The 12002-nt window shown below is 41.9% G+C and carries 6 protein-coding genes and 2 pseudogenes; 4 read left to right on the top strand and 4 right to left on the bottom strand.

Features of this window, described 5'->3' with window-relative positions; genetic code table 11:
* Window positions 1–30: 30 nt before the first annotated feature.
* Window positions 31–1191, bottom strand: a complete 1161-nt coding sequence (locus MTN97_RS03460; RefSeq protein WP_248473693.1) for a PQQ-dependent sugar dehydrogenase — start codon at window positions 1189–1191, stop codon at window positions 31–33.
* A gap of 366 nt (window positions 1192–1557) precedes the next feature.
* On the opposite strand from MTN97_RS03460, the pseudogene MTN97_RS03455 reads away from it, so the two are divergent.
* The 3 genes and pseudogenes from MTN97_RS03455 (at window position 1558) to MTN97_RS03445 (ending at window position 4844) form a co-directional block, all read left to right on the top strand.
* Window positions 1558–2604 (top strand): annotated as a pseudogene (locus MTN97_RS03455) (flavin reductase family protein).
* A pseudogene (locus tag MTN97_RS03450) lies at window positions 2601–3617 on the top strand (acyl-CoA desaturase). The pseudogenes MTN97_RS03455 and MTN97_RS03450 overlap by 4 nt, the downstream one beginning before the upstream one ends.
* A 225-nt stretch (window positions 3618–3842) precedes the next feature.
* Window positions 3843–4844, top strand: a complete 1002-nt coding sequence (locus tag MTN97_RS03445) for a branched-chain amino acid aminotransferase (protein WP_288369064.1) — start codon at window positions 3843–3845, stop codon at window positions 4842–4844.
* A 328-nt stretch (window positions 4845–5172) separates the two neighbouring features.
* On the opposite strand, the gene MTN97_RS03440 is transcribed toward MTN97_RS03445, so the two are convergent.
* Window positions 5173–7728, bottom strand: coding sequence for a TonB-dependent siderophore receptor (locus MTN97_RS03440; RefSeq protein ID WP_248473692.1), 2556 nt, complete (start codon window positions 7726–7728; stop codon window positions 5173–5175).
* A 177-nt stretch (window positions 7729–7905) separates the two neighbouring features.
* Window positions 7906–8217 carry a DUF962 domain-containing protein gene (locus MTN97_RS03435; protein ID WP_036982453.1) on the bottom strand — a complete coding sequence of 104 codons (312 nt, stop codon included), beginning with the start codon at window positions 8215–8217 and terminating at the stop codon, window positions 7906–7908.
* Between the two features lie 157 nt (window positions 8218–8374).
* Between MTN97_RS03435 and MTN97_RS03430 the strand changes: the two genes are divergently transcribed.
* Window positions 8375–10531, top strand: coding sequence for a prolyl oligopeptidase family protein (locus MTN97_RS03430; RefSeq protein ID WP_069439554.1), 2157 nt, complete (start codon window positions 8375–8377; stop codon window positions 10529–10531).
* Window positions 10532–10598: 67 nt separating this feature from the next.
* On the opposite strand, the gene MTN97_RS03425 is transcribed toward MTN97_RS03430, so the two are convergent.
* Entirely contained in the window at window positions 10599–11891 is a 1293-nt protein-coding gene (locus MTN97_RS03425) for an anti-phage deoxyguanosine triphosphatase (protein WP_069439553.1), read from the bottom strand.
* Between the last annotated feature and the right edge of the window lie 111 nt (window positions 11892–12002).

Genomic DNA, 12002 nt, shown 5'->3' with positions numbered 1-12002 from the left:
TGCTGTTACTGTAATTAGCGTATTAAAAGATTACTGTGGGTCAAGGCGCACAATGCCTTGGCCGTCCAATCCTAAGTAAATAGTGCCATCATCACTTTGTGCTAGGCTGCGAATTCGGCCAATGCCTTCCAGTAATTTACTTTGTTTAACGACATTGCCATCTGCTATTTCAAGTATGCTAATAAAGGCGTATTTCATTGAAGCGAGTAAAAATTTTCCTTTAAGCTCAGGATATTTGTCACCTTTTACGAGCAGCATGTCAGAAGGGGCAATAGACGGTGTCCACTGCAATGTGGGCGCTTGCATGCCTGATTTTTCGGTTAAATCGGTAAACGAGGTGCCGCTGTAGTTAATACCGTAACTCACCACTGGCCAGCCGTAGTTAGTTTTAGGTTTAATCATATTAAGCTCATCGCCGCCACGGGGGCCGTGTTCGTGTGCCCAAAATACATTATTTTCACCATCGAACCACATCCTTTGTGGGTTACGGTGCCCGTAAGACCAAATCGCTGGTTTTGCGTCTTTTTGGTTTACAAATGGGTTGTCGGTTGGAATTTTACCATCGTCGTGTAAACGATAAATTTTACCGCCATCGCGGCTTAAATCTTGTGGGTTAATATCTCGCGAGCCGCGATCGCCAATCGAAAAATACACATAATTTTGGTTATCAAACACAATACGGCTGCCGTAGTGCTGGCCTTTTTTAGAGTTATGCTCACCCTTGTATAATTGTTGTTGCTCGCGTAATTGGCTGTGATCGTTACTTAATTTTGCGCGCATAAGTGCGGTGTTACTGCCAGCACCGTCACCTTCACTGCTTGAGTAAGTGATATACAGCCATTGATTATTAGCAAAATCAGGATGCAGCTCTAAATCAAGTAGGCCGCCTTGGCCGTTGGCATCAATTTTAGGTAGCCCAGAAATTTTAGTTAAGCTGGTGGTATTTTTACGCAATAAATATAAGGTGCCACTGCGCTCGGTTATTAATAAATTACCGTTTGGTAGAGCCTCAATAGCCCAGGGAATAGAAATCCCTTGGGCAACAGTGACCGGTTTTACATTAAGCGCTAATTTATCCAGTTCTTTAAAGTCAACTGCATAAGCGCTGAGGCTAGTAAGCGCCGAAAATGCCAATGCACAACTAGCTGTGGCGAGTGTAGAAAATTTTTTACGCGTTGTTACTTTGTTCATAATGGCTACCAAAATTAACTAAATTTTAACTACCTTAGCACGCTATTAATTACAGTGTTAAGTATTTGGGATGAATGAAATTGCACGCTATTTAACCGCTTTAATGTTGGTTTTTAGCTTAATGAGCTTGTTTATGTCCCTCAGGTATATAACTAACTTTACGGGTATAGGAATTAAAGACCGCTTTAAAAAAATTGAATAATTACTCTATTAGGGTTGAAATTTAAAAATTCGAGCGTACACTTGTGCGCTGAAAGTTGGGCTTACACGTGTAGGCTAAAATATTTAAAGCCCAGCACATGTGTTCGCGTGAATTCGCTTAACACAAAGTGATGGGTAATCGATTTAATTAGAGAATTAATAACCATGCTAACTTCGGTATTAGACCAATCTTCGAAATGGTTTTTACACCATTAAAGCTTTGCCGCTTACATAGAGCCTTTAATACAGGTCGTTAAACCTGCATGGCGAGCCGGCTTTTTTCGTGCTCAAATTGTTGATGTATACGCGTTGAGTGGTCAGTTTTTAAGTGTAACGCTTAAACCCAATAAACAGTGGCGCGCCCACATTGCGGGCCAGCATATTAGTTTAACGCTTGAGCTCAACGGGCGTTTGCTTACCCGTGTATTTACGCTTGCTTGCAGCCCCGCGCAATACAAAGCAACCGGATTGCTGCGAGTTTTAATTAAAACCAATGAGCAAGGACGTTTTACAGCTTAGTTGCAAATCGCATTAAAGGCGCCGTCGTGGTGTAATATTTCTGCACCAAGTGGCGACTTTGTATTTAAAAGCTGGCATAAATCCAGCATCCTTGTTGCTGGTGGCTCGGGTATTACACCTATGCTGGCAATGCTTAGCCAGCAATTAGCACCAAATACTCAGCACACCATCAAATTACTGTATTTTGCAAAAGCTAATGAGCACCAATGCGTTGAAGAACTTGCCGCATTAGCAGAGCGTTATGCGCATTTTTCTTACTTGTTACTCACTCGCGATATAAGCCCGCAATTAACTACGCATATAAACATCGGTGACAATCCTGATATTTACTGCTGTGGGCCAGCAGCGTTTATGCAAAAAATTGCACATTTTGCAAACCAGCATCATTTAACCTATTACCAAGAAGCCTTTGGCCTTGCATTGACAAGCTTAAATGATGACAGTCAATTTACTGTAAAAATTAAAAATGATCACCACGACGTAGCAGCGAATGAGGTGTTGTTAACTCAGTTTGAGGCAAAAAAAACTACCTGTGCAGCGAGGGTGTGGGATTGGTATTTGTCATCAATGCCAATGCATTAAAAAAACGGGCGTGGGGCGCAATTTAAAAACCGGTGAGTTATCAGATAACGGCGAGCAGTTTATTCACTGTGTGTTAGCCAAGCCGTTAGCGATTTGGAGTTACAGCTATGACAACTATAAATTATCAACAGTTAGCCGATGATTTAGATGGCATAAAAATGTCGACGCTTGCCAAAGTAGGGTAAAAGGGTGCTAATTAGTGTCGCTCAGTTGTGCGCAAGCAGCGACTTTGCGCAATAGGCGGACGGATTTTATTGATGCTTGGGTTTGTAAAGCCTTTATTGTGGCTAGCGGGTGTGTTGTTACTTGGTTTAGCTAAAATTCTCGACAACATGGAAATTGGCCACAATGTAATGCATGGTCAATACGATTGGATGAACGACAAACAGCTTAACTCTAAAAGCTACGAGTGGGATATAGCCTGCGACAGCCAAAGCTGGAACCGCGTTCATAACTTTGAGCACCATACTTACACTAATATTATCGGCAAAGATCTTAACTTTGGTTATGGCTTATTAAGATTAAGTAATGACTTTAAATGGCGTTTAAAAAATACTTGGCAGTTTATGGGGCGTGTCGTACCACGAGCTGGCGGGTGAGCGTGTGTTTATAGGTAAAAGAAGCCAAACCGCGAAGGGGCTGTAGCGCATAGCACGTTAAAAAAACGCTTTTTTAGTAAAAGGGCGCGCCAATTAATTAAAGACTATGTTTTGTTTCCACTTTTAGCGGGACCTCTTTTTTTATGGGTGCTAAGCGGTAACTTATTAGCAAACTTAATTCGTAATTTATGGACATCAACCATTATTTTTTGTGGCCATTTTACCGAGCAAACGCATATCTTTTACGAGCAAGATTGTAAAACGAAAGCCAAGGTCAGTGGTATTATCGCCAAGCGCTTGGGTCGTCAAACATTAAAGGGGCACGTTGGTTTCATATTTTAACGGGGCACTTGAGTTTTCAAATTGAACACCATTTATTTCCTGATATGCTATCGTCCCGCTACCAAGAAATAACACCACAAGTGTAAGCTGCTTTACAAACCAGGGCATTGTATACAACACCGGCGGTTTTTTCACCAATATACCTCGATGTTAAAACGTATATTTCGTTATTCATTTAAATAGAGGTTAATAAAATAGCCGCTACTATGATGTATGCATTAAATAATCAGCTAACCTTAAATTGTTAGCTGATTATTGCATTAAAGTGTTGGTAAACGCTTTTTTGATTAAATAACCATCAGTGCATGCAAAAAATTCGTCTAATTAATTTAAAAACAGCCTGTTTTGCTATGGTTAAATAGTAGCGGGTTGTCATACAATGGGGAAAAATAGACCACACAAGAGAGAATAAAAATGGCCGCATTTGGTACTGTGTTTATGCCGCAGATGATTCAAGCTAAGTTTTCTGACAATCAGTGGGGCGAAAGCTCAATCGTTCCTTGCGATAAGCTTGAGTTGCATGCAGGTGCACACGTTCTTCATTATTCAAGTACATGTTTTGAAGGGTTAAAAGCCTTTCGCCATGAAGATGGTTCAGTAAATATTTTTAGAATGGATGCAAACATTGCACGTATGCAGCAAAGTTCTGAATTATTAAGTTTACCAGCGGTTGATGGCGAGATGCTAAAAACAATGATCATCGATATTGTTCGTGAATACGCCGATGAAACGCCGCTTCCTCCTGGTTCTATGTATATTCGCCCAACGCACATTGGTACTGAAGCTGCCATTGGCAAAGCGGCTGCGCCTTCAATGAGTTCACTGCTTTACACTTTATTATCGCCAGTGGGTGATTACTTTTCAGGTGGCGCTACCGCGTTACGTGTTTTATTAGAAGAAGACGGCATGCGCTGTGCCCCGCATATGGGTATGATCAAAAGTGGTGGTAACTACGCCAGTGCATTAGGACCAATTTCAGCAGCGCGCACTAAATACAAAGCGGATCAAATTTTATTTTGCCCAGGTGGCGATGTGCAAGAAACCGGCGCGGCCAACTTTATATTAATTGATGGCAACGAAATAATTACTAAAGCACTCGACAGCACCTTTTTACATGGTGTTACTCGTAATAGTATTTTAACCATTGCGAAAGATTTAGGAATGACGGTAAGCGAGCGTAACTTTACCGTAACTGAGCTTTTAGAGCGTGCAGCAAAACCAGGCACTGAAGCAGCACTTTCAGGCACTGCAGCAGTATTAACACCAGTAGGTACGTTTATCCATAACGATAAAGAATACAAAGTGGGTAATGGTGAACCAGGGCCAACAACAGCACGTTTACGTCAAGCATTGAACGATATTCAATGGGGTAAAAGTGAAGATACACACGGTTGGTTAACTAAAATTTAATCGGGTTCTAGGGTCTGTTGACCTTGGCGGATTAAAATTTGTTCAAACTAGGGGCGGTTTAATCGCGGCGCGAGGTTTGTAACCTAGTGGGCTAAGTAAAAACCGAGCAACAAAGAGTAAATCGTCCCTAGGCAGAACCCTTCGGGCAGCGCCTGTTTGGCATTGATGCTGCGTTATCGCCTATTTATGGGGAATAACCACACCACATAGGCTCTGCCTTGCCTAAATACCAAACAGACTGCTGCAAATTTAACCTTGAAAGATCAACAGACCCTAATCTATTAAAAAGCCACACTAAATAGTGTGGCTTTTTGTTTTTAGCTGCAGCTTAAAATTTCATTTCAACTTTGCCGTAAACATAGCGGCCATTAAAACCAAATGGCGAAAAGCCCGAGTAAGAGAACAAACGAGAGAAAGTGGTTACATCGCTCACTAAATCACGAGTTGGATCTGGGTATACATCAAACACATTATTCGCGCCTAAGCTCAGAGTAATGTTGTTATTAAGTGAATAGGCAACATCTAAGTCGGTGATCCACTTTGGCTTGAGCACTTCGTTACGCTCTGGAATTTCTGATGGGTCTTGTGTTTCACCATAGCGAGTGCTGCGAAGTGTGGTACGCCATTCGTTTAGTGTCCATGTAGCGCTTAGGTTGTATTTATTACGCGGGGTACTTACTTCAAAACGGCGCAGTTCATTACCCGAAAACAAATTATCTTGTTCAACACCTACGCTTTGTAGCTCAGCGGGTGGGGCAATAATATTGGTCACTTCGTTTTTGCCGTAGTTATAGCCTAAATTAAACGCTACATCGCCGTAGTTATCGGTCACTAGGTTGTAAGAGGCAACCACATCAACGCCACGGGTTTTGCTATCAATCGCGTTTAAGAAAAACCGCCCTTGGTTAGCCCCTGTGCCCTCAAGTAAGCTTGCTACACCTGCGCCCGACAGGTTATTTGATAACACAATACGGTCATCAATTAATATTTGGTAATAATCAACAGATAAGCTGAAATTAAAGTCGGTTGACCAGGTAAAACCTACCCCATAGTTGGTGGCTTCTTCTGCATCTAAGCCCGGTGATCCCAATGCAACGGCTACATCACTACTTGGGGCAAACGTCCCTGTTTGTGTTGGAATACCATCAACAAACACGGTCGCTACTGAAGTAAAATATTGTTGTTGCAGAGAGGGCGCTCTAAAGCCGGTTGATACAGAGCCGCGTAATGCTAAATCTTCTGTTAGCGTATAACGGGTAGCAATTTTACCATTAAGCGTATCACCAAAGTCAGAGTAGTCTTCGTAACGCGCTGCGACGGCAACGTTCCAGTTATCTGTAATAAAGGCTTCTAAATCAACGTAAAGGCTAACGTTATGGCGGCTGTTATCACCCGCAGACTCAGGTGTGAAACCGGGGAATACTTGCGAACCTGCAGAGCCAAATGGGCCATTAACTGGATCGGTTACTGCGCCACCAGGGCCAAAAGTGCCTTGTGCGTATGAGGCTTCTTCGCCTGCTTGAATTTCGTAGCCTTCACGACGATACTCAGCGCCCACTGCGACGTTAATTCCACTAGCTAAAAAGTCAGCATCAATCTCGCGGCTAAAATCAAGGTTAATAGTCAGCTGATCGTAAGTAAGTGTACCGGCATCGAAACTGGTTTGACTGCTAGGCCCATATGAGGTGTTTAAGCTATCAATAACACCGAAGTTAAAGGCATCTTGGCCGTATACAGCAGAAGCGTCGTAATTCCATTCATTAGCAAAACCTTTTACGCCAAGTGCTAACGAAAAATCGTCAATATCTGAGGTGATCACCGGTAAAAAGCCATCAGGATAAATATCTGCTACGTTACGGCTGTCTTGTGCGCGACGATAAAAACCTCCGCCCTCGCCTTCACGCTTGCTGTAAGAGCCAAACGAGTAGAGCTCGGCATCGTTAGTTAATTGATAACCAGCATTATAAAACAGCGCAAAGTCTTCAACGGTGCCATTGCCAAAGTTATGATTGTAACGATCCCATGTGAACTCACGCGGATCAAGAGAGCCATCAGGTAGGCGGGCGTAATTTTCGCGCTGGTCATAATCAGAGCGATTCGTTGAGCTACGATCGCGATATTCAGTAGAAATACTTAAAAAGCCGTTATCGCCCAATTCAAACCCCATATTACCTTGCAGGGTTAAGGTTTGGCCGTCGGTCAGCGAGCGGTCGCTGCCTTCATTAAAGGCTAAGTTGCCATTGGCGTCTTCAGAAACGGATTCTAGTTGAGGCACACCCTGCATTTCAGTTATGTTTGCTCCATATACAGCACCTAGGCTGCCGCCACTGCTATTACTTTTAAGGACTATATTAATCACACCGGCAATAGCGTCTGAGCCATATTGCGCTGCGGCACCGTCGCGCAATACTTCTATTCGCTCAATGGCATTGGCTGGAATAGCGTTTAAATCAACCGATGATGACCCACGACCGGTTGAACCGTTTAAATTAAGCAGTGCATTACTATGGCGACGTTTACCATTGACGAGCACTAAGGTGTGATCAGGTGCTAAGCCACGCAGTTGAGCGGGGCGCACATGGTCGCTGCCATCGGTGATTGATGGCTGAGGGAAATTAAAGCTTGGTAATAAAGTGCTCAGTAGTGCATTGGTTTCAGTTTGCCCTGAACTTTTTAGGGCATCACCGCTAATGATATCAATCGGAACTGGGCTGTCTTCAACTGTGCGGCCGAGTCGGCGAGAGCCAATTACACTAATTTGTTCAATATTTTCTTCTGCTTGTGTGTCTTGCTGTGCGGCATTTACCGACCAGGATCCAAGTAGTGCAATGGTAACACTGAGTGTAATGGTTTTTTTTGCTGTAAATAGCTGTTTTAGTTGCATGATTAGTTTCCCTCATTCAATGCTCTACAGGTAATTCAATTATTAATGAACTAATTGAAATTTCTATTGTCAAGGTAGACCATTTTTACAACCAAGGTCAATTGAATTACATTCAATCTACAATTTATTTACAGTGGCAGGTGGAGTATTTGAGTAGCTTGTAGCGTAAGTCGCCATTTACCATTTGATTTTACCTGTGAGCATATCTTTAAACATTACCCAATCGCCCCATAAACTATACAACGGGTGCTTAAATGTAGCAGGGCGGTTTTTTTCAAAAAAGAAATGCCCAACCCACGCAAAGCCATAACCAATCACTGGTAATAACCATAACAACATAAGTTGTGAGCTAAAAAACGCATAGCCTGTTAGTAACAGTACTAAACTACTGCCTATAAAATGCAATCTACGACAGGTTTGATTACGATGCTCTTTTAAGTAATAAGGGTAAAAGCGTTTAAAGCTTGTAAAGGATTGGGTTTCTGTCATTACTTAGCCTATTGGTGTTTTAACGTTGTTCATTAAAGTATTTAAGCGTAACTAAGCGCAGGTTAACAGCGATAAATGACGTTTACCGCATCTTAATAGACAAAAGCAGTAAAAGTTAATAACTTAGAGTGATTATCAACAAGGGAATAAAATAACAATGCTAAAAAAAACACTGACCTGTGCGGTTGTAATCGCACTTGCGGGTTGTTCACAACCTGCAGAAAACACCACTCAAAATGAAGTAAAAACAGCGATGAAAGCAGTTAACTATCTAAATTACCCTGAAACTAAAAAAGGCACAGTGGTTGACACTTACTTTGGTGAAAATGTGGCTGATCCGTATCGTTGGTTAGAAGATGATATGAGTGATGAAACGGCTCAATGGGTTAAAACACAAAATAACCTAACCTTTTCTTATTTAGAGCAAATACCGTACAGAGATACGTTAAAGCAGCGCCTTGAAAAGTTAATGAACTACGAAAAAATCAGCGCGCCGTTCACCGAAGGTGATTACACCTATTTTTACAAAAATGATGGCCTGCAAAATCAGTACGTTTTATACCGCAGTAAAGACGGCGGCGAGGCTGAGATTTTCTTAGATCCTAATACCTTTAGTGAAGATGGTACCACTTCAATGTCGGGCTTATCATTTTCAGAAGACGGCTCATTGTTAGCATACCAAATATCGGAAGGTGGCAGTGATTGGCGTAAAATCATTGTTATAGACACCGAAACCAAAGAGCAAGTAGAGCAAGCACTGGTTGATGTTAAATTTAGTGGCGTAAGTTGGTTGGCAAATGATGGTTTTTATTATTCAAGCTACGACAAACCAGAAGGCAGTGAGCTTTCTGCAAAAACTGATCAACATAAAGTGTACTACCATAAATTAGGCCAAGCCCAAAGCGAGGATACGCTAGTATTTGGCGATACCGCTGAGCAAAAACACCGTTATGTGGGCGCTAAAGCGACCAAAGATGGCCGCTATTTGTTTATTAGTGCTAGCGTATCGACCTCAGGCAATAAATTATTTATTAAAGATTTAACTAAGCCAGATAGCGAGTTTGTTACCGTAGTGGGTAATACCGACTCTGATACCAGCGTGATTGATAACGAAGGCAGCAAGCTATTTTTGGTTACTAACTTAAATGCCCCAAATAAAAAAGTAGTGACGGTTGATGCAAGCAACCCGCAACCTGAAAACTGGCAAGACTTTATTCCAGAAACCGAAAACGTACTTAATGTAACGCTTGGCGGTAACACATTCTTTGCCAACTACATGGTTGATGCTATCTCTAAAGTGAAGCAGTACAACAAGCAGGGCGAATTGATCCGCGATATTAGTTTACCAGGCGTTGGTACGGCGGCTGGCTTTGGCGGTAAAAAAGAGCAAACTACGCTTTATTACTCATTTACTAACTATAAAACCCCTGGCACGACTTACAGCTTTGATGTACAAAGCGGTGAGTCAAAAGTATATCGTAAGTCAGGGATTGATTTTAATAGCGACAACTACACCTCAGAGCAAGTATTTTATACCTCTAAAGACGGCACTAAAGTACCGATGATTATTACTTACAAAAGTGATATTAAATTAGACGGTAGCAACCCAACTATTTTATATGGCTATGGTGGCTTTAATATAAGCTTAACACCTCGCTTTAGCTCTACAACAGCGGCTTGGCTTGAGCAAGGAGGCGTATACGCAGTGGCAAACATTCGTGGTGGCGGTGAGTATGGTAAAGAGTGGCATAAAGCAGGTACGCAATTGCAAAAGCAAAACGTATTTGACGACTTTATTGCCGCCGCACAATACTTACAAGATAAAAAATACACCTCTAAAAAGCGCCTAGCACTGCGAGGTGGTTCAAACGGCGGGTTATTAGTCGGTGCCGTAATGACCCAGCGACCTGACTTATTTCAAGTGGCGTTACCTGCGGTAGGTGTATTGGATATGCTTCGTTATCATACCTTTACAGCGGGCGCTGGTTGGGCATACGATTACGGTACAAGCGACCAAAGTAAAGAAATGTTTGATTACTTAAAAGGCTACTCGCCAATTCATAATGTAAAAGCAGGGGTTGAATATCCGGCGACGATGATCACTACAGGCGATCATGATGACCGCGTTGTACCGTCGCATTCATTTAAATTTGCAGCAGAGCTTCAAGCGAAGCAAGCGGGTACTAACCCAACGCTTATTCGTATTGAAACCAATGCAGGCCATGGTGCAGGTACACCAACCAGTAAAATTATTGATCTTTATGCCGACATGTACGGTTTTACGCTTTACAACATGGGCATTAAATCACTTTAATGTGACTTTATAAGCTAACGAAAAGCCGAGTTACTTAAGTGACTCGGCTTTTTTTAGGCTCACTACTTTATTGTATGGGAGAGAACAACCGTTGATAAGTTTTATAAGCGTATTCGTCACTCATACCGCTTAAGTAGTCACAAATAATTCGCATGCCTTGATGGTGTTTTTCGGCTTCTAGGTAAAGTGCTTGCGTGGTTTCGGGTAATAACCGCATTGGATCGCTGGCAAATGCGGTAAACAGTTCAATAAGCAGATTTTGCCCTTTAAATTCTATTTGTTGCATTTGTGGGTCGCGTATCAAGCGTTGAAATACAAAATGTTTAAGTATTTGTAATACGTTTTGGTATTGCTGATCTAATTTAGCGGTGTGCTTTAAAATAGGGCATTCAAAGGCATCGTTTTGTATGTCTAAATGAATATGGATAATAAAGGTATTTACTAATTCACCAATGGCATCTTTGCGCTCATGTTCGTGTTTTGAAAATAATCGCTCTGTAAGTGATTTAAGTAGCGTATTTAACCAATCATAGTTGAGTGCTTGTAAGTGCGGCAATGCATGGGTTAACCAATCGTCTAGGCTTAATACATCGGTGGCTATGGCATCTTCAAGATCGTGTACGGCATAGGCAATGTCATCAGCCAGTTCCATAATGGCACTATCGAGAGATTTATAGCGTGTTTTAGCTCGGTATGAATCTACAATATTTTGGCTGGTTAATAATGCTTTATCATTTTGGCTTAGTGGTTCAATGATCCAATTAAATATAGGTGCATCGTCGTTGTAAATGCCTTTAGCAGGTCGCCAGTCGTCGGCTTTTATAAACGCGCGTTGTTTATCTACTTTGGGAATGTTGTACCACAGCTGGTTGATAAAACCAGGGTACTTTATAAACCCTAATAATGTGCGCCTTGTTAAGTTCATGCCATAGCCATTACTGTAAGGCTCTAGTTTGGCAACTATTCGTAGCGTTTGTGCGTTACCTTCAAACCCACCATGATCACGCATCATGTAGTTAAGCGCAATTTCTCCGCCGTGCCCAAAGGGCGGATGGCCGATGTCGTGAGCTAAACATAAGGTTTCGAGTAATCCGGTTGATGGAAAATGTTCAAAACGAAGGTGCTGGGCTTTTAAGTGACGTAATATGCCCGTGCCTATTTGCGATACTTCTAAAGAATGGGTAAGACGTGTGCGATAAAAGTCATTTAAACCAATACCCATTATTTGAGTTTTGGCTTGAAGGCGTCTAAATGCTGCAGCATGAATAATTCGAGAGCGGTCTATTTGCCAAGGAGAGCGGTTATCGTTTGGGCGGTGCTTATATTGTTCAATTATTCTATTTTGCCACTGTTTATCCATGTCACAACCTATCTCTATATCTACGACTTTAACGCTTAGTATATTATAAATAACTCACAATAGGCGTATGAATTTTATTCAGTTGTTCGGTATTCGCGTTTATAAAGTGGC

It is taken from the genome of Pseudoalteromonas sp. 2CM36K, from assembly GCF_023161865.1.
GTDB classification, from domain to species: domain Bacteria; phylum Pseudomonadota; class Gammaproteobacteria; order Enterobacterales; family Alteromonadaceae; genus Pseudoalteromonas; species Pseudoalteromonas tetraodonis.
This window is presented reverse-complemented; position numbering and strand designations above follow the sequence as displayed.